The organism is Pseudorhodoferax sp. (assembly GCF_047601025.1).
Lineage (GTDB): Bacteria > Pseudomonadota > Gammaproteobacteria > Burkholderiales > Burkholderiaceae_C > Pseudorhodoferax.
Map to the genome: position 1 here is coordinate 2,481,285 of NZ_JASGJZ010000001.1, position 17,829 is coordinate 2,499,113.

General features: G+C 71.3%; 15 protein-coding genes. 9 read left to right on the top strand and 6 right to left on the bottom strand.

Features of this window, described 5'->3' with window-relative positions:
* Complete coding sequence (locus QM782_RS11760; protein WP_415203095.1) at positions 1 to 513, top strand: DUF1697 domain-containing protein; 513 nt, start codon at positions 1 to 3, stop codon at positions 511 to 513.
* Between the two features lie 7 nt (positions 514 to 520).
* Here the strand turns inward: QM782_RS11760 and QM782_RS11765 are convergent, their stop codons facing one another.
* Positions 521 to 1,561 (bottom strand): LacI family DNA-binding transcriptional regulator, encoded by a 1,041-nt coding sequence (locus QM782_RS11765; RefSeq protein ID WP_415203096.1) that lies wholly within the window; start codon positions 1,559 to 1,561, stop codon positions 521 to 523.
* A 186-nt stretch (positions 1,562 to 1,747) separates the two neighbouring features.
* Here QM782_RS11765 and ptsP point away from each other — a divergent pair, with 186 nt between their 5' ends.
* The 4 genes from ptsP (at position 1,748) to QM782_RS11785 (ending at position 8,033) form a co-directional block, all read left to right on the top strand.
* On the top strand, positions 1,748 to 4,297 hold the full coding sequence (gene ptsP, locus QM782_RS11770; RefSeq protein WP_415205634.1) for a phosphoenolpyruvate--protein phosphotransferase: 2,550 nt from the start codon (positions 1,748 to 1,750) through the stop codon (positions 4,295 to 4,297).
* A 157-nt stretch (positions 4,298 to 4,454) separates the two neighbouring features.
* Entirely contained in the window at positions 4,455 to 5,417 is a 963-nt protein-coding gene (locus tag QM782_RS11775; protein WP_415203097.1) for a 1-phosphofructokinase family hexose kinase, read from the top strand.
* Positions 5,418 to 5,436: 19 nt separating this feature from the next.
* Complete coding sequence (locus tag QM782_RS11780; protein WP_415203098.1) at positions 5,437 to 7,209, top strand: fructose-specific PTS transporter subunit EIIC; 1,773 nt, start codon at positions 5,437 to 5,439, stop codon at positions 7,207 to 7,209.
* Positions 7,206 to 8,033 carry a shikimate 5-dehydrogenase gene (locus QM782_RS11785; RefSeq protein ID WP_415203099.1) on the top strand — a complete coding sequence of 276 codons (828 nt, stop codon included), beginning with the start codon at positions 7,206 to 7,208 and terminating at the stop codon, positions 8,031 to 8,033. The genes QM782_RS11780 and QM782_RS11785 overlap by 4 nt, the downstream gene beginning before the upstream one ends.
* A 69-nt stretch (positions 8,034 to 8,102) precedes the next feature.
* On the opposite strand, the gene QM782_RS11790 is transcribed toward QM782_RS11785, so the two are convergent.
* Positions 8,103 to 8,780, bottom strand: a complete 678-nt coding sequence (locus tag QM782_RS11790) for an alpha/beta hydrolase (protein ID WP_415203100.1) — start codon at positions 8,778 to 8,780, stop codon at positions 8,103 to 8,105.
* Between the two features lie 173 nt (positions 8,781 to 8,953).
* Between QM782_RS11790 and QM782_RS11795 the strand changes: the two genes are divergently transcribed.
* The 4 genes from QM782_RS11795 to QM782_RS11810 all read left to right on the top strand — a co-directional run bounded on the left by QM782_RS11795 (position 8,954) and on the right by QM782_RS11810 (position 13,476).
* Positions 8,954 to 9,187, top strand: coding sequence for a hypothetical protein (locus QM782_RS11795; RefSeq protein WP_415203101.1), 234 nt, complete (start codon positions 8,954 to 8,956; stop codon positions 9,185 to 9,187).
* Positions 9,188 to 9,928 (top strand): PEP-CTERM sorting domain-containing protein, encoded by a 741-nt coding sequence (locus QM782_RS11800; RefSeq protein ID WP_415203102.1) that lies wholly within the window; start codon positions 9,188 to 9,190, stop codon positions 9,926 to 9,928. It begins immediately after the preceding gene.
* A 281-nt stretch (positions 9,929 to 10,209) separates the two neighbouring features.
* On the top strand, positions 10,210 to 13,182 hold the full coding sequence (locus QM782_RS11805; protein WP_415203103.1) for an RHS repeat-associated core domain-containing protein: 2,973 nt from the start codon (positions 10,210 to 10,212) through the stop codon (positions 13,180 to 13,182).
* Between the two features lie 9 nt (positions 13,183 to 13,191).
* Entirely contained in the window at positions 13,192 to 13,476 is a 285-nt protein-coding gene (locus tag QM782_RS11810; RefSeq protein ID WP_415203104.1) for a hypothetical protein, read from the top strand.
* A gap of 737 nt (positions 13,477 to 14,213) precedes the next feature.
* On the opposite strand, the gene QM782_RS11815 is transcribed toward QM782_RS11810, so the two are convergent.
* From QM782_RS11815 to QM782_RS11830, 4 genes are all read right to left on the bottom strand, one after another.
* Positions 14,214 to 14,411, bottom strand: a complete 198-nt coding sequence (locus QM782_RS11815; RefSeq protein ID WP_415203105.1) for a helix-turn-helix domain-containing protein — start codon at positions 14,409 to 14,411, stop codon at positions 14,214 to 14,216.
* Entirely contained in the window at positions 14,408 to 15,148 is a 741-nt protein-coding gene (locus QM782_RS11820) for a LuxR family transcriptional regulator (protein ID WP_415203106.1), read from the bottom strand. The genes QM782_RS11815 and QM782_RS11820 overlap by 4 nt, the downstream gene beginning before the upstream one ends.
* Positions 15,149 to 15,300: 152 nt before the next feature.
* Positions 15,301 to 16,029, bottom strand: coding sequence for an autoinducer binding domain-containing protein (locus QM782_RS11825; protein WP_415203107.1), 729 nt, complete (start codon positions 16,027 to 16,029; stop codon positions 15,301 to 15,303).
* A 658-nt stretch (positions 16,030 to 16,687) separates the two neighbouring features.
* The gene (locus QM782_RS11830; RefSeq protein ID WP_415203108.1) at positions 16,688 to 17,650 is read right to left on the bottom strand and encodes a Bug family tripartite tricarboxylate transporter substrate binding protein; all 963 of its coding nucleotides are present in this window, start codon (positions 17,648 to 17,650) and stop codon (positions 16,688 to 16,690) included.
* Positions 17,651 to 17,829: the final 179 nt, after the last annotated feature.

Below are 17,829 nucleotides of genomic sequence, written 5' to 3' on the forward strand. Positions count from 1 at the left end.
ATGCCGCGCTACGTCGCGTTGCTGCGAGGCGTCAGTCCGCAGAACTGCAGCATGCCGGCGCTGCGCCGCAGCCTGGAGGCCGCCGGCTTCGCGCGCGTGCGGACCGTGCTGTCCAGCGGCAATGCCGTGTTCGATGCGGACGAGGCGCCGGAGGCGGTGCTGGCGCAGCGCGTCGAGGCGGCCCAGCAGGCGGGCCTGGGGCGCCGCTTCGCGACCATCGTGCGGTCGGTGGACGCGCTGCAGGCCCTGCTGGCCGGCGATCCGTTCGCCCCGTTCGGCTTTCCGCCGCAGGCCAAGCGCGTGGTCAGCTTCCTGCGCGCGCCGCGCGCGTCCCGGGTCCCGCTGCCGCTGACCCGCGGCTGCGCCACCGTGGCCTGCCAGGTCGGCGCCGAGGCGTTCACCGCCTACCTGCCCGGCGAGGGGCCGGTCTTCATGCAGCTGATCGAGCAGGCCTTCGGCGTGGACGTGACGACCCGCACCTGGGACACCGTGCGCAAGTGCGCGCAGGCGTAGCCGGCCGTCAGGCCGCGCCGCGCCCGTGCCGGCTCGACCCGCGCACCAGCAGCCGGCCCTGCAGCACCACGCGGCGCGGCGCGCGCCCGGGCTCGGCCAGCCGCTGCAGCAGCAGTTCGGCCGCGCTGCGGCCGAGTTCCTGCGTCGGCTGGGCCAGCACGGTGATGGCCGGCTCGGGCATCGTGGTCCAGTCGTTGTCGTCGAAGCCGGCCAGCGCCACCTCGGCCGGCACCCGCAGGCCGCTGGCCCGTAGCGCGCGCCAGGCGCCCAGCAGCAGCAGGCCGCTGGTGGCCAGCAGCGCATCGGGCCGCCGGTCCGCCGGCTCGGCCAGCAGCTGCGCGGCGCCGGCCTGGCCGGCCTGCGCGTCCGGCCGCAGCGGCAGCACGCGCGGCGCCAGGCCGGCTTTGCGCAGCGCCGCCTCGTAGCCGGCCTGGCGCTCGCGGCCGGTGCTGCTGTGCGCGCCGGCCAGCAGCGCGATGCGGCGGCAGCCTTCGGCCGCGAGGTGGGCCGCCAGCGTGTGCGCGGCGGCGGCGTTGTCCAGCAGCGCGGCGTCGCAGGCGGTGGCGGCCGGGGCGCGGTCCACCATCACCAGCGGAAACGGCCAGGGGCCGCCCGGGAAGCCCGGGCGCTGCGTGAACTCCAGCGTCGGCGCCAGGATCACGCCGCTGGCGCGCTCGTCGGCCATCAGCTCCAGGTACGACTGCTCCTTGGCCGGGTCCTCGTCGCTGTTGCACAGGATCAGCCGCAGCCCGGCGGCGTAGGCCACGTCTTCCACGGCGCGGCCGATCTCGGTGAAGAACGGGTTGCGGATGTCGGCCACCACCAGCCCGATCAGCGAGGTGCGGCGCTGGCGCAGCCGGCGCGCCGCCAGGCTGGGCCGCCAGCCCAGCTCGGCGATGGCCTGCTGCACGCGCGCGCGCAGCGCCGGGCGCACGGCCTCGGCGTCGGTCAGCACGCGCGAGACCGTGGTCGTGGACACGCCGGCGCGCGAGGCCACGTCCTTGATGCTGGGCTGGCCGGGCACCGCGAGCGGGGGGGCGGAAGACATGCGCGGCGGATTCCTGGTATCGATTCCTGGATTCTGGGGCGATGTCTGCGCCCGGAGAATGTTCTTTCGCCTAGTGTTTACCCTTGGTTTGTACGCTGCAGCAGGCGAATCCGGTGGACATCATGGACGGTCGCCGGAATAATTTCTGGAATCGATTCCATTTCGCAGGAGACTCGCTTGGACACCCTGGCCCTCACTCCCGTCGAGGTCCGCCTGGCCGCCCGGCCGGCCGACCGCGACGATGCCGTGCGCAGCGCCGGCGCTCTGCTGGTGCAGGCCGGCTTCTGCGACGCCGGCTATGTCGACAGCCTGCTGCGGCGCGAGCAGGTCGCCACCACCTGGCTGGGCCAGGGCGTGGCCATCCCGCACGGCATGGTCGAGGACAAGGGCCTGGTGCGCCGCACCGGCCTGGCGGTGCTGCAGGTGCCGCAGGGCGTGGCCTGGGGCAGCGCCGACAAGCCGGTGCACCTGGTCGTGGCGATCGCCGCCGCGTCCGACGAGCACATCGCCGTGCTGCGCCGGCTGACCCGGCTGATGCGTGACGCGGCCCGCATCGAGCAGCTGGTGCACACCCCGCGCGCCGAGGACATCGTGGCCGCGCTGACCAGCGATGCCGCGCCCGACGCCGCCGCGGCCGCCGCTGCCCCGGCGCAGGATTTCCCGCTCGGCGTGGACCTCACGCTGAACTACCCCAACGGCCTGCACGCCCGCCCGGCCGGCCAGTGGGCGCAGCTGGCCGCGCGCTTCCAGTCCGCGCTGCGCGTGCGCCATGCCGACGCCGTGGCCGACGCCCGCAACATGGCCGCGCTGCTGAGCCTGGGCGCCGGCCGTGGCGCCGCGCTGCGCCTGTCGGCCCAGGGGCCGGACGCCGAGGCGGCGGTGGCCGCGCTGCGCGACCTGGTCGTGCGCCTGGGCGAGGAGGAGACCCGCCAGGCCGAGCTGGCCGCCGCGCGCCAGTCGCAGGCGCAAGGCCTGGGCCGGCTGCTGGGCGGCTGGCAGCCGGCCGCGCGCCAGACCATCGGCGGCATCGCCGCCAGCCCCGGCCTGGTGATCGGCACGCTGGTCAGCGCCGAGGCCCGTGCGCTGGACGTGCCCGACACGCACCAGGGCGTGGCCGCCGAGGCCGCGCTGCTGGACCGCGCGCTGAACGCCGCCGCGGCCCAGATCCAGCGCCTGGCCGACGACGCGCGCGGCCAGGGCCGGGCCGAGCAGGCCGGCATCTTCGACGCCCACGGCCAGATGCTGCGCGACGCCGTGCTGCTGCGCGACGTCAGCCGCCTCGTGGTGCAGGGCCATGGCGCGGCCTGGGCCTGGCGCCACGTGCTGGCCGAGCGCGTGGCCGTGCAGCGCGCGCTGCCGGACGCGCTGCTGGCCGCCCGCGCCGCCGACCTGCAGGACGTCGGCGAGCGCGTGCTGCGCCACCTGCTGGGCCGCGGCGAGGAAGCCGCCGCGGGCGTGGACCCGGCCTCCTGGCCGCGCGACACGCTGCTGCTGGCCGACGACCTGTCGCCCTCGGTCACCGCGCAGATCGACGTGCAGCGCGTCAAGGGCTTCTGCACCGCGCGCGGCGGCCCCACGGCGCACACCGCGATCCTGGCGCGCGCGCTGGGCCTGCCGGCGGTGGTCGCGGCCGGCGCCGGCGTGCTGCAGCTGCCGCCGGGCGAGCGCGCGATCCTCGACGGCTACCGCGGCCAGCTCCACGTCGCGCCGACCGAGGCCGCGCTGGCCGAGACCGAGGCCATGATCGAGCGCCTGGCCCGCCACCAGGCCGAGGAGGCCGCCAGCCGCCTGCAGCCGGCCACCACCACCGACGGCCACCACGTCGAGATCGCCGCCAACGTGAACCGCGCCGACCAGGTGCCGCGCGCGCTGGAGCAGGGCGCCGAGGGCGTGGGCCTGATGCGCACCGAGTTCCTGTTCCTCGAACGCGACCACGTGCCCGACGAGGAAGAGCAGTTCGCCGTCTACCGCGACATGGCGCAGGCCCTGGCCGGCCGGCCGCTGATCGTGCGCACGCTGGACATCGGCGGCGACAAGCAGGTGCCGCACCTGAACCTGCCGGTGGAGGAGAACCCCTTCCTCGGCGTGCGCGGCGCGCGGCTGTGCCTGCAGCGCGACGACCTGTTGCTGCCGCAGCTGCGCGCGCTGGTGCGCGCGGCGCAGGCCGGGCCGCTGTCCATCATGTTCCCGATGATCAGCACCGTCGACGAGGTGCGGCGCCTGAAGGCGCGGCTGGCCGAGGTGCAGCAGCAGCTGGGCCTGGCGCACGTGCCCATCCCGGTCGGCATCATGATCGAGGTGCCCTCGGCCGCGCGCATGGCCGACCGGCTGGCCGCGCACGTGGACTTCTTCTCGATCGGCACCAACGACCTCACGCAGTACACGCTGGCGGTGGACCGCCAGCACCCGCAGCTGGCCGGCATGGCCGACAGCCTGCACCCGGCCGTGCTGCGGCTGGTGGCCGACACGGTGGACGGCGCACGCCGCCACGGCCGCTGGGTCGGCGTCTGCGGCGGCCTGGCTGGCGAACCGCTGGGCGCCGCGCTGCTGGCCGGCCTGGGCGTGCAGGAGCTGAGCATGAGCGTGGGCGACATCACCGCCGTCAAGGCCCTGCTGCGCCGCCACAGCCTGGCCGAGCTGCAGGCCCTGGCGCGCGCGGCGCTGGACATGGACGACGGCGACCAGGTGCGCGCGCTGGGCGCGCAGCTGCGCGCCGCGCCGGAGGCCGGGCAATGAAGCACCCCCGGTCCGCGCGCACGGCGTGCGCTTCGCCAAACCCCTGGAGGGGGCACGACGTCCTGCGGCCTGCCGAAGCCACGCCCGCGGATGCCGTCGACATGGCCTGCGGCGCGTCGCCGGACGCCGGTCGCGCGCCGCGCCAGGGAGCCCCGCGATGAACCAGGCACAGGTCATCACCCTCACGCCGAACCCGGCGATCGACCACACCGTCACGCTCGACCGGCTGGAGCCCGGCGCCGTGCACCGCGCGCGCGCCGAGCAGTTCGAGGCCGGCGGCAAGGGCATCGGCGTGGCCGCCGTGCTGGCGGCGCTGGGCGTGCGCGTCGCGGCCGGCGGCTGGCTCGGCGCCGAGAACCCGCAGCGCTTCGAGCAGGCCTTCTCCGCGCTCGGCATCGCGGACGCGATGTGGCGCGTGCCCGGCCGCACCCGCACCAACATCAAGCTGGCCGACACCGCGCGCGGCGAGACCACCGACGTCAACCTGCCCGGCATCGCCTTCGACGCCGAACTGCTGGCCCGTGCCGAGGCCGGCCTGCTGGGCCGGCTGGCGCCGCTGGTCGGCGCCGGCACCTGGGTCACGCTGGCCGGCAGCCTGCCGCCGGGCGTCGTGCCCGGGCGCATGGCCCGGCTGGCGCGCGCGCTGCGCGACCGGGGTGCGCGGCTGATGGTCGACACCGGCGGCGCCACGCTGCGCGCGCTGCTGGCCGAGCTGGAGCCCGCGCCCGATTTCGTCAAGCCCAACCGCGCCGAGCTGGAGGAACTGGTCGGTCGGCCGCTGCCCACGGTCGCCGCCGTGGCCGACGCCGCGGCGCAGCTGCAGCAGCGCGGCATCGCGCTGGTCGTGGTCTCGCTCGGCGGCGACGGCGCCGTGGTCGCCAGCGGCGGTACGCGCTGGTTCGCCGCCACGCCCCGGGTGCCGGTGGCCACCACGGTCGGCGCCGGCGACGCGCTGGTCGCCGGCACGCTGGGCGCGCTGATCGAGGGCCGCGCGCCGCTGGACGCCGCCGTGTTCGGCATGGCCTGCGCGGCCGCGCGCATCCAGCGCGTCGCGCCCGGCCTGCCGCCCCGCCCCGAGATCGACGCGCTGGCCGCGCAGATCCAGCCGCACACCCTCTGAACGCCCGGAGACATCCACCATGGCCCAACTTTTCGCCATCGCCGCCAGCCAGGCAGGCCCCGCGCACAGCTTCATGCTGGGCGAGGCGCTGCAGGCGGCTGCCGCCCGCCTCGGGCATGAACTCAAGCTGCGCGTGGTCAGCAGCTTCGGCACGCAGGACGGCTTCTCGGCCGGTGAACTCGCGCAGGCCGGGGCCGTGATCCTGGCGGCCGACGCCGGCAGCGGCATCGACCGCAGTGCGCTGCCGGCCGACCGGCTGCTGGAAGTCGCGCCCGAGGCCGTGTTCCGCGACCCGGCCGAGGTCGTGCGGCAGGCGCTGGCGCGGCTGGGCATGGCCCCGGCGGCTGCGCCCGCGGCCCCGGCCGCCGCACCGGCCGCCCAGGCCGCCGCCGCGGCCCGCCCCTTGAAGATCGTCGCCGTCACCTCCTGCCCGACCGGCGTGGCCCACACCTTCATGGCGGCCGAGGCGCTGGAGCAGGGTGCCAAGGCGCTGGGCCACCAGATCCACGTGGAGACGCAGGGCTCGGTCGGCGCGCAGAACACGCTGTCGGCCCAGGCCATCGCCGAGGCCGACCTGGTGCTGATCGCCGCCGACACGCAGGTGGACCGCGCCCGCTTCGCCGGCAAGCGCCTGTACGGCGCCAGCACCAAGGCCGCGATCCACGACGCCGCCGCGCTGATCGGCAAGGCGCAGGCCGAGGCCGCGCCCTGGCAGGGCGACGCGCCGGCGGCGGCCGCCGCCGCGGCCCCGGCCGGCGCCCGGTCCAAGGCCGCGGCCGGCGGGCCGTACAAGCACCTGATGACCGGCGTGTCCTTCATGCTGCCGTTCGTGGTCGCGGGCGGCCTGCTGATCGCGCTGGCCTTCGCGCTGGGCGGCATCTACGTCGCCGACGACGCGCACCAGGGCACGCTCGGCTGGTCGATGTTCCAGGTCGGCTCCAAGGCCGCGTTCGCGCTGATGGTGCCGGCGCTGGCCGGCTACATCGCGTTCTCGATCGCCGACCGGCCCGGCATCGCGCCCGGCATGGTCGGCGGCATGCTGGCCGGCATGGTGGGCGCGGGCTTCCTGGGCGGCATCGCGGCCGGCTTCATCGCCGGCTATGCCGTCAAGTGGCTGAACCAGTGGATCCGCCTGCCGCGCGGGCTGGAGGGGCTCAAGCCGGTGCTGCTGCTGCCGCTGCTGGGCTCGGCCATCGTCGGCCTGCTGATGCTGATGGTCATCGGCAAGCCGGTGGCCGGCATCATGACCGCGTTGACCGAGTGGCTCAAGGGCATGCAGAGCTCCAGCGCCGTGCTGCTGGGCGTCACGCTGGGCGCCATGATGGCCGCCGACATGGGCGGCCCGATCAACAAGGCGGCCTACGTGTTCTCCACCTCGCTGATCGCCAGCGGCGTGGCCACGCCCATGGCCGCCGCCATGGCCGCCGGCATGGTGCCGCCGCTGGGCATCGCGCTGGCCTGCCGGCTGTTCGCCAGCCGCTTCACGGCCGAGGAGCGCGAGGCCAGCAAGGCCGCCGCGGTGCTGGGCCTGGCCTTCATCACCGAGGGCGCGATCCCCTACGTGGCGCGCGACCCGCTGCGCATGATCCCGGCCTGCGTGCTCGGCGCGGCCACCGCCGGCGCGCTGTCGATGTGGTGGGGCATCGCGCTGCAGGCCCCGCACGGCGGCGTGTTCGTGCTGGCCATCCCGAACGCGGTCAACCACGTGCTGCTGTACGCCGCGGCGATCGTCGCCGGCAGCCTGGTCACGGCGCTGGCGCTGCGGGTGCTGAAGAAAAAAGTCGCCGCATGAAGCCGGAGATCAGCCGCGACACCCGGCTGTGCATGTCGCTGGCCGGGCGGCCCGGCAACTTCGGCACGCGCCTGCACAACCACCTGTACCAGGCGCTGGGGCTGGACTACGTCTACAAGGCCTTCACGACCACCGACCTGCCCGCCGCCATCGGCGGCGTGCGGGCGCTCGGGATCCGCGGCTGCGCGGTGTCGATGCCGTTCAAGGAGGCCTGCATCCCGCTGCTGGACGAGCTCAAGCCCTCGGCCGCGCGGCTGCAGTCGGTCAACACCATCGTCAACGAGGGCGGCCGGTTGGTCGCCCACAACACCGACTACGTGGCCGTGGCCGCGCTGCTGGCGGCCCACGGTGTGGCCCGGTCCACGCGCTTCGTGCTGCGCGGCAGCGGCGGCATGGCCCGCGCCGTGCTGGCCGCGCTGGTGGACCATGGGCTGCAGGGCACCGTGGTCGCGCGCAACGCCCGGGCCGGCCGGGCCGTGGCCGCGCTGCACGGCCTGCCTTGGCAGGCCGAGCTCGGCGGCGCGGGCGAGGCCGACGGGGCGCTGCTGGTCAACGCGACCCCGCTGGGCATGGCCGGCGGCGCCGAGGCGGCGGCGCAGGCCTTCCCCGACGACTGGATCGCCCGCGCGACCTGCGTGTTCGACGTCGTCGCGCTGCCGCCCGAGACGCCGCTGCTGCGCGCCGCGCGCCGCCTGGGCAGGCCGGTGATCGGCGGCGACGAGGTCAGCGTGCTGCAGGCGGTGGAGCAGTTCGTGCTCTACACCGGCGTGCGGCCGGACGCGGCGCAGATCGCCGCGGCAGCGGCGCACGCCAGGGCGGGTTGAGGCGCGCGGCGCGCGGCCGTGCCGCCACATGGCGGCAACCGCGGCGCCCGGCCGCGCAGCGCGCGGGCTTCAGCCCGCCGCCGGCAGCACCTGCTGCAGGAAGCGCGAGATGTCCGCGATCTCGCGCGGGTGCACGCTGTGCGGCATCGGGTAGGTATGCCACTGCACCCGGTAGCCCAGCGCCTGCAGCGCGTCGCGCGAGGCCTCGGCGCGCGCCGGCACGACCACCGGGTCGGCCGTGCCGTGGGCCATGAAGACCGGCGTGTCGAAGTTGGCCGGATGCCGTTCCGCGGCCAGCGTGCCGGCCAGCGGCAGGTAGCCCGACAGCGCGATCAGCCCGGCCAGCCGGGCCGGATGGCGCAGCCCGGTGTGCAGCGCCATCGCGCAGCCCTGCGAGAAGCCGGCCAGCACGATGTGCCGGGCCGCGATGCCGCGCGCCACCTCGCGCGCGACCAGCGCCTCGATCGCGCGGGCCGAGCGCGCGATGCCCTCGGCGTCCTCGCGGCGCACCAGGTCGGGCTGGAAGATGTCGTACCAGGCCGGCATCACGTAGCCGCCGTTGACGGTGACCGGCATGCTCGGCGCGTGCGGGAACACGAAGCGGATCGGCGCGCAGCCCGACAGGTCCAGCTCCGGCACGATGGCCGCGAAGTCGTCGCCGCTGGCGCCCAGGCCGTGCATCCAGATCACGGCGGCGGTCGGCGAAGGGGCGGTTTCGATCTGGATGGTGTCGAGCAGGGCGGACATGGCGGTGGCGGTGAAAAGGGCGGATGTTAGGGGCTGCGGGGCGCCGGGCGGAAAACCTGGTGTTCCTGGCCGTTCCGGGGACGGCGGTGGTTCGGTCCAATGCCTGCCGCCGCGCCCGCCGTGTGGCGGTGACCAAGCCTCCAACTGAAGAAACTCCCATGCCTGGACACTCCATGCGCCGTCTCCTCGGGACCGCTGGCCTTCTCGCAGCACTGCTGCCTTCGCTGGCGCAGGCCGCGCCGCAGTACGCGTCGTCGGTTCTCGCCTCGGGCGACAGCATGCGGACGCCCGACCTCGGGACCAGCGCGCCATTGGCGGACCCGGTGCTCGTCTCGTCCTCGGAACTCGCCGCGGACGGCCGCGCGAAGCACTACACCGGACTGGACGCCGCGGGCAACGCCGCGTAGATGACGTTCTCGTACTCGGCGAAGGCGCAGGCCGGGCCGCAGACGCTGCGCGCGGGTGTCCAGGCGACGCTGACCACGCCGTTCTACAACGCCAGCAACCCGCGCTACGTGATTGGCCTGAACAACTGGGACAACGTGGGCGGCAGTCCGTACGACTGGGTCAATCCCGCAGGCGTCCCGAGCGGGTTCTCGTTCACCGCCACGGCATCGATCTCCGACGAACTGCAGGTGGTCGGCGGTCCCGGTCTGCGCTACGTCGCCGCCCAGTTGTCGATCGATGGCATGGTCAAAGGCTTTCCGCCGGAAGATCCCGGCGACGGCTACTCGGACGCCACGCTGCAGGATCAGCAAGGCCAGTTCTACTACACCGGCGTGGAGTCCTCGGAGCGGAAGGTCCATGAGGAGATTTGGACGAACCGCCACGCGGTGTTCTCCGCCCGAGTGACGTTCTTCCTGGCCCTGAGCGCGAGCGTCTACTTCGACCTCGATCTGGAAGAGCTCGGTCCTGCGGCGTACGACGGCTACGCCGACTTCTTCGATACCGTGACCATCGAGCGCTTCGCCGGCTTCGATGACGCTGGCCAGCCGGTCGACCTGGCCAGCGTCATCGGCAGCGATGGACATGCCTATGCAACCGTTCGCGTCGGCCAGTTGCCCGAGCCGGGCGTGCTGGGCCTGTTCGCGGCCGGGCTGGGAGGCTTGGCGGCAGCGCAGCGCCGGCGTGAGGGCGCGCAAGCCTGACGGCCGCGCGCCGGGCTGGGGCCTGGTCTCTCAAGGCGATTCCCGTTGCGCAAGCGCGTGCAGCGGGCCCAGCGCCGATGCCCGGAGCTCGGCGGCAGTCACGTTGCCGGCCTGCAGCTTGCGCACCACGTTGTCGATGTGGGTGCGCACCGCGGTGAGCTTCCGGCCCAGGATCTCGGCGGTGTCCTGCGGGTCTTGCCTTCCATATCGCCGGCTCGCGCACGGAGGAACTGGGCCCGCTGAGCCAGAGCCGGGTCACGTACTTCGACGGCGCGTACAAGGTGCTCAAGTCGATCAGCCCCACCGGCAAGGTCACCGCCAACACCTACGACGGCCAGACGCGCCTGACCAAGACCGTGCTGCCCGAGGGCAACAGCGTCGAGTACGAATACGACGACGCCCCGTGCGCGGCGCAGCAGCGCTGCACGCACAACGTCAAGACGATCCGCCAGGTGGCCAAGCCTGGCACGGGTCTGGCGACGCTGGTGCAGAGCTTCACCTACGAGGGCACGTTCAACAAGGTGGCCAGCGCGACGGACGCGCGCGGCAAGGTCACCAGCTACACCTACACCGCCCAGGGCCTGCCGCTGGCGGTGACCCGCCCGGCCGACGCGGGCGGCGTGCAGCCGGTGACCACCTACGGCTACACCTCCTACACGGCCTCCGGTCTCCCGGCGTTCTGGCTGCAGACCTCGGTCAGCCAGAAGACCAGCGCCAGCAACACGGTGCTGGGCACGACCGCCTACGACGCGGCCAACAAGTACGTGCCCAAGACGGTGGTGGCGGATGCGGGCAGCGGCAAGCTGAACATCACCAGCACGCTCACCTTCGACGCGGTGGGCAACCCGACGGTGGTCAACGGCCAGCGCACGGACGTGACGGACACGGTGACGACAGCTTACGACGCCGAACGCCGCCCCACGCAGGTCACCGACGCGCTGGGCAAGCTCACGCGGCTGGCTTACGACGGCGACGGCCGCCTGATCCGCAGCGCCGCGCAGATCGGCACGCAGTGGCTGGTCAGCTGCCGCACCTACACGGCCAGCGGCAAGCTGCTGAAGGCCTGGGGCCCGGCGCAGACCGCGGCGGACACCACCTGCCCGTCGAGCGCGGCCCCGGTGCCCGTGACCGACTACGCCTACGACGAGCTGGACCGCCTGGTGCGCGTCACCGAGAACCTCACTGCAGCCGAAGGCGGCAACCGGGTGAGCGAGACCGTCTACAACCTGGACGACACGGTGCAAAGCGTCAAGCGCGGCGTGGGCAGCACGCTGGCGCAGACCTACGCCACCTACACCTACACCGCCAACGGCCTGCTGGCCAGCGAGAAGGACGCCAGGAACAACCTGACCGCGCACAGCTACGACGGGCACGACCGGCGGGTGAAGACCCAGTTCCCCGACCCCGCGACGGTGAACACCGCCTCCACCACCGACTACGAGCAGTACGGCTACGACGCCGGCGCCAACCTCACCAGCCTGCGCAAGAGGAGCGGGCAGAGCATCACGCTGGCGTACGACAACCTGAACCGGCTGACCAGCCGCACCTACCCGGCGGCGGCGGACAACGTCAGCTACACCTACGACCTGCTGGGCCGGCGGCTCACGGCCAGCACGGCCGATGCGCTGCAGAAGGTCGCCTACGCGTGGGACAACGCCGGGCGCATGACCAGCACGACGGCCGGCACGCGCGTGATCGCCTACCAGTACGACGCGGCGGGCAACCGCACGCGCACGACCTGGCCGGAGACGGCGTTCTACGTGACCACCGCCTACGACGCGCTGAACCGTCCCACGGTGATCAAGGAGACCGACAGCGTCAACCTGGCCAGCTACGCCTACGACGACCTGAGCCGGCGCACCACCGTCACGCTGGGCAACGGCACGACGACGAGCTACGGCTACAACGCCCAGGGCGACCTGAGCACCCTGGCGCACAACCTGGCGGGCACCACGCACGACCAGACCTACACCGCCACGCGCAACCAGGCGCGCGAGATCGTTGCCAACAGCTGGAGCAACGACCTGTACCAGTGGCCGGTGGCCGGCAACGTGGCCAACGGCACGAAGAGCTACACGGCCAACGGGCGCAACCAGTACACGGCGGCAGCCGGCAGCACCGTCACGCACGATGCCAACGGCAACCTCACCGGCGACGGCAGCTGGACCTACACCTACGACCTGGACAACCGGCTCAAGAGCGCCAACCGGGCCAGCCCGGCGGCGGCCATCGCGCTCGCCTACGACGCCGAGGGGCGCCTGCGCAGCAGCACCAGCGGCAGCGCGGTCACGCAGCGGCTGTACGACGGGGCGGACCTGGTGGCCGAATACAACGCGGCAGGCACGCTGACGAACCGCTACGTGCACGGCCCCGGGGTGGACGAGCCGCTGGTGGCCTACACCGGCACGGGCACGGCCAGCAAGAACTGGCTGTACGCCGACCACCTGGGCTCCGTCGTGGCCGTGGCCAACAGTGCGGGCACGGGCACCGACGTGAACAAGTACGGCCCCTTCGGCGAGCCGCATACCGCGACCGCTGGCACCCGGTTCCGCTACACCGGCCAGCAGCTGCTCGATACCGCCGGGCTGTACTACTACAAGGCGCGCTTCTACGACCCCAGGCTGGGCCGCTTCCTGCAGACCGATCCCATCGGCACGGCCGATGACTTGAACCTGTATGCCTACGTGGGGAACAACCCGGTCAATCGGATTGATCCGACGGGACTTGCTGTTGCCCAGATCGGCATCCTGAAGGGCAACTTGCTTTCGCGCGCAAGTGACATCTGGGATGCCGTGAATCAACCTTCTCCAGGGCTGGTTAACGCGGACGGGAGCTTGAACCTCCGAAACCGGGTCGATGACAATGGGTGTATCCAAACCGGCGGTCCAAGCATCTGCGTTGGCCCGGGTAGCATTTCCAAGATTGGTACCATTGCGGCAAAGGGCCTAACTGCTGGCGAAATTCGTGCGATCAACAAGGCTCTTGGTGGTACTACGGAGTTGACCGGCAACGCTGAAATTGTCCTGGCCAATATGGCTTACCGGGAAGGCTCAGGAGCACAAGCTGCCTCAGCAATACGTGACATTGCTGGCCGCCATATGTTTGACGATGCAAACAAGCGCACGGCCCAGGCTGTGGCCGAGAGATTGTTAGGTTCTGGCGCTGATCCAGCGAAGATTCGCTCAGTTATCGACAGCGTTGCAACAGGCAAGCTTCGGAATGTCGAGGACATCACCAAGGCCCTTGGCCATTGAGGTTGAGATATGAATGATCAGAAGCTAGTGGATGAGTTTGTGGCCAGTGGGCGTGTTGTTGATCGGCAATTGACGCTGTGGCGCGATGTTGCCGGGTTAATGGCTGTGTTCGATGCGATCGGACGTGATGGGGTAAGCGCAATGGTTAAGATTGACGGTGGTCGTCTTGACGGGGTCATATATACAGTCGTGGTCTCTGGTCCTCGTCTTGGTGAGGCATTCTTTAGGCAGGATGGCAGTGACTTAGCAGTGCTGCTTCGAGCTGCCATTGCGTTCTACAAGGATGCTGCCTAAGTAGGTGTCACATTGCTGCAAAGGGTGCAAGAGAAGTGGCAAAGGCTGAAGTCTTTGCTGCTAAAACTGCACCCGAGTTGAAGTAAATATACGGGTGGGGTAACGGTGCGTCTGGAGGGAACCCTCTCAATGACCACGTGTTGCACTTCGGGCTTGAAACCGCCGCTCTATTAGGCAAGAGTTGCGCTCGGGCTTGGATGTTGACGTTGCGCGGTGGTCGGTATAGTCGGATACCCGCGCAGCAATTCGCATCATCCTCAATGAGCGCAATGTGCCGATGACTGCAGAAGAAGCGCACGCATAAAGGACGGTGAATTCTCAAAGACGGAAAGAGAGTTCGCTCTGTTGAGGCCAGACGACGAGCTACGGCTACAACGCCCAGGGTGACCTGAGCACCCTGGCGCACAACCTGGCGGGCACCACGCACGACCAGACCTACACCGCCACGCGCAACCAGGCGCGCGAGATCGTTGCCAACAGCTGGAGCAACGACCTGTACCAGTGGCCGGTGGCCGGCAACGTGGCCAACGGCACGAAGAGCTACACGGCCAACGGGCGCAACCAGTACACGGCGGCAGCCGGCGCCAGCGTCACGCACGACGTCAACGGCAACCTCACCGGCGACGGCAGCTGGACCTACACCTACGACCTGGACAACCGGCTCAAGAGGCGCCAACCGGGCCAGCCCGGCGTGACCATCGCGCTGAGCTACGACGCCGAGGGCCGGCTGCGCGTGGTCAGCCCGGCCGGCGCGGCCGCAGCCTCGGCTGCATCGACGCCGGCATACGAGTGCGGCCGACCTCGTAGTGCGCCAGTGTCTGCTGGGCGATGCCCAGCGCGTCGGCCCGTTGCTGTCGGGTCATGCCGTGGTCCTTGCGGGCGCGGGCGATGCGCGCACCCGGTTCCTTGAAGAACTGTTCATCGCGGGTGTTCATTTTTCCCGCTCCGGCAGCCCGTGCAGCACGCCGAGCACCAGCGCCCGGAACACGGCGGCAGTCACGTTGCCGGCCTGCAGCTTGCGCACCGCGTTGTCGATGTGGAAGCGCACCGTGGTGAGCTTCAGGCCCAGGATCTCGGCGGTGTCCTGCGCGGTCTTGCCGTCGGCGGCCCAGCGCAGCACTTCCACCTCGCGCGGCGTGAGCCGCTCGGTGGCGGTGCGGGCCCAGTGCTCGCGCAGGTCGGCCAGCACCAGGCGATGCGCCCGGTGGGCGAGCAGCTGCAGCGTGGGCTGCTTGCGGACCAGTTCCGGTGGGTCGAGCGGCCCGGCGGCCCGTGCCACGCTGAACATGCCGCGCACGCCCAGGCCGTCGTGCACGGCCTGCGACCAGCCGTGGCGCAGGCCGTGGGCCGCGGCCGCCTGCAGTAGTGCGGGCGGGGCCTGCTGGGTGAGCCATTCCTCGGTCCAGGGCCGTGGCGCCGTGCTGGTGCGGCACCAGCGCAGCACCGGGTCGATGGCGGCATAGCCCCGCACGCGGTAGCGCCGCAGCCAGGCTTCGGGAAAGTTGCTCACGACGTGCACGGCCGGGTGATGGGCCGGCCAGGGCAGCCAGACCACCATGGCGAAACCTTCGAAGCCGAGGGCGGCGACTTCGGCGCCGAGCGTTGCGGTGGCGCGTCCGGGCGCGCGGTTCGGCGGACCGGGTGGTACGGCCTGTTCGGGGGCGGGGTCCATGGGGCGGGCAGGCGGCGGCCCGGTGCGCCAGGCTTGCGGCCACGCAGTGGCTGCAGCTGGGCGGTGGGCGGGGCGGCGCATTGCACCGCACGGCGCGGCCGGGCGGAACTACCAGAAACGGCAGGCCGCGGACCCCCGCGGCACGGTGTTTCCTAGTCGAGCAGCCGCAGGACCAGCGCCCGCGCGACCATGGACGGCCGGTTGGCGGTCTGCAGCTTGGCGGCGCAGTTCTTCAGGTGGAAGTGGACGGTGTGGACCGAGACCAGCAGCCGGGCGGCGATCCGCTCGGCCGTCATGCCGCTGGCGGTCAGGCGCAGGATGTCTTTCTCGCGCTCGGTCAGCGCGGCGGGCGGGGCTTGCTCGGCCGCGGCCAGCGCGCGGCCCAGTGCGACGTGGGCGATCTGCACCAGGCCGCGCAGGCGCGCCTGCTTGTGCGCCAGTTCGCTGGCGGTGAGCGGCTCGGCCGAACGCGACAGCGTCAGCAGGCTGCCCACGCCGACGCAGTCCAGGCTGGACTGTGCCCAGCCATGGCGCAGGCCGGCCGCGCGGGCTTCGTCCCACAGCTGCGGCGCCTGCGCGAAGAACGCGTCGCTCCAGACCTGCGGGGCTTCGCTGCGCACGCCGTGGCGCACCACGGGATCGACGTCGACGTAGCCGGCCTGCGCGTAGCGCTGCCTCCAGGCCGTGGGATAGCTGCTGCACAGCCAGACTGGTGCGCGCGTGAGCGGCAGCGGGCGGCGCGTGCCGAAGGCGCAGTACTCGAAGCCCAGGCTGCGCGCCGCGGCGTCGATGATGCCGAAGACCTCGTCCAGGCCCTGCTTGCCTTCGACCGCGCACAGCAGATCGCCGCACCAGCCCGCGTCCGCTGGTCCGTTTTCCATGGTTCCCCTCCCCGGGATTCGATACGCGCGTATTCTCCGGAGCGGGATGTGACTTTGTGTTCGCTGCCTTCCTCCAAAAGAAGGAAGAACCGCGCCGCGCCCAGCGGATGCTGTCCTCCCCTGGCCCGGCGGATCGGCGGGATGCTGGTCGGCGCGGACGCGATCGCGTTGGGTGCGGTAGAGGTAGAGCGCGACCTGGCGGCCGGCATCGATTGCCTGGTCGATGCGTTCCGGCCGTTGCCGTTGGCGGGCCACGCTGGCCGCATGGTGGCTGTGGCGAGCTGCCGACGAGCAGCGCGGGGCTCTCTGCCGCGGGCTACGGTGACACGGCGAACAAGACGTGCTGCGGACGGTGGTGGTGCCGCCTGGCGTGCCGCGTTGTGCAGATCGGCGCGCCGCCGCTGGTCGGCTGCCGTGGTTACACGGCCAGCGGCGCGCAGCTCAAGACATGGGGCCTGGAGGTGCCGGCCGCCGACACCATACGCCGGCGCCGGCTGCGGCGATGCCCGCGACCCGTCCTGCCAACGGAAGCAAGCTGCCTCGAAGCGAGGCTTCGAGGCCTCGGGTGATCGGGAACTCGCGCTGGAGACGGCATCCGTGCATGACCGAGAAAGGGCGGCCGATCATGGCCGGGATGCAATGGACGCGCTGCCGCTCTTTATTGCGCTGGCGCGATCTTCTTGAGCAGGGGCTTGTAGTAGGTATCGTCCCGGACCATTTCCTGGTGGAACGCCGGTGCGTCGGCATAGGCGAGGCCGAAGTTGAGTTTCTCAAGCACTGCGCGGAAGGCCGGTTCGTCGACTGCTTTTTCCGAAGCGGCACGCAGTTTATTGACGACGTCTTCCGGCATATTCTTGGGCCCGCTGATGCCACGCCATGCCTCGATGGTGAGGTCGATATTCTGCTCCTTGAGGGTCGGCACGTTCTCGAACCCCTTGACACGCTGATTGGTCATGACGCCGAGCATTCTCAGCTTGCCGGCCTGCACGTATTGAGATACTTCCCCGGGGCTGACCGCCACGGCCTGGATGTGCCCGCCGAGCAGTGCCAGGACGGCAGGCACGGAACCTGGAAAGGGGATGTGGTTGAACTTCACCTGGGTCTTTTCTTCCAGGGCTGCCGCGGCCAGATGCCAGATCGTGCCGGTGCCCGAATTTCCCATTGAAATGCTGTTGGGCCGTTTCTTGGCGTCCGCAATGAAGTCGTCCATGGTTTTCCACGGGGAGTCCGCCAGCACCGTCACGGCCGACGGATCGGAATTCAGTTTCGCGATCGGCGTGAAATCTTCGTAGGTGAACTTGCCAATTCCCTGCAATGGAAGGGTCACCATCTCGATGGTGGTGAGCCCGAGCCTGTAGCCATCCGGTTTGGCGGATGCGACGTCCTGCAACCCGATGGTGCCGCTCGCGCCCGGCTTGTTCACCACGACGACGCTCTGGCCGATATGTTTCTTCACCGCTTCCGCATAGGCCCTGGCAACGGAGTCGGTGCCGCCACCCGGTTGGTAGCTGACGATGATCTCGATGGGTTTCGACGGGTATGGCTCGGCGACCGTCACTGCCGGCAGGCAGCCAAGTAGCAGGGCCGATGAAGCCAGTACACGCGACAGGATATTTCTCATGGCGTCTCCTTTAGAGCCAGCAGCTCGACTTTGATGGGGCATAAATGACTAGCTTCGATCCGTGGCTGCGAACGGTGACTCGCGAGTCATGAATCGTAATTTATGCGAACTGAATGCCGGCGGTGCTAGTGTTTTCCCGGGGTATGGAGATTCAGGCGAGCGACGGATCCAGTCACGTT

Excerpts from the sequence above, each read along its gene's own strand:
- QM782_RS11760 (WP_415203095.1), top strand. The coding sequence starts at position 1 with ATGCCGCGCTACGTCGCGTTGCTGCGAGGCGTCAGTCCGCAGAACTGC.
- QM782_RS11765 (WP_415203096.1), bottom strand. The coding sequence starts at position 1,561 with ATGTCTTCCGCCCCCCCGCTCGCGGTGCCCGGCCAGCCCAGCATCAAG.
- QM782_RS11775 (WP_415203097.1), top strand. The coding sequence starts at position 4,455 with ATGAACCAGGCACAGGTCATCACCCTCACGCCGAACCCGGCGATCGAC.
- QM782_RS11780 (WP_415203098.1), top strand. The coding sequence starts at position 5,437 with ATGGCCCAACTTTTCGCCATCGCCGCCAGCCAGGCAGGCCCCGCGCAC.
- QM782_RS11785 (WP_415203099.1), top strand. The coding sequence starts at position 7,206 with ATGAAGCCGGAGATCAGCCGCGACACCCGGCTGTGCATGTCGCTGGCC.
- QM782_RS11790 (WP_415203100.1), bottom strand. The coding sequence starts at position 8,780 with ATGTCCGCCCTGCTCGACACCATCCAGATCGAAACCGCCCCTTCGCCG.
- QM782_RS11795 (WP_415203101.1), top strand. The coding sequence starts at position 8,954 with ATGCGCCGTCTCCTCGGGACCGCTGGCCTTCTCGCAGCACTGCTGCCT.
- QM782_RS11800 (WP_415203102.1), top strand. The coding sequence starts at position 9,188 with ATGACGTTCTCGTACTCGGCGAAGGCGCAGGCCGGGCCGCAGACGCTG.
- QM782_RS11810 (WP_415203104.1), top strand. The coding sequence starts at position 13,192 with ATGAATGATCAGAAGCTAGTGGATGAGTTTGTGGCCAGTGGGCGTGTT.
- QM782_RS11815 (WP_415203105.1), bottom strand. The coding sequence starts at position 14,411 with ATGAACACCCGCGATGAACAGTTCTTCAAGGAACCGGGTGCGCGCATC.
- QM782_RS11820 (WP_415203106.1), bottom strand. The coding sequence starts at position 15,148 with ATGGACCCCGCCCCCGAACAGGCCGTACCACCCGGTCCGCCGAACCGC.
- QM782_RS11825 (WP_415203107.1), bottom strand. The coding sequence starts at position 16,029 with ATGGAAAACGGACCAGCGGACGCGGGCTGGTGCGGCGATCTGCTGTGC.
- QM782_RS11830 (WP_415203108.1), bottom strand. The coding sequence starts at position 17,650 with ATGAGAAATATCCTGTCGCGTGTACTGGCTTCATCGGCCCTGCTACTT.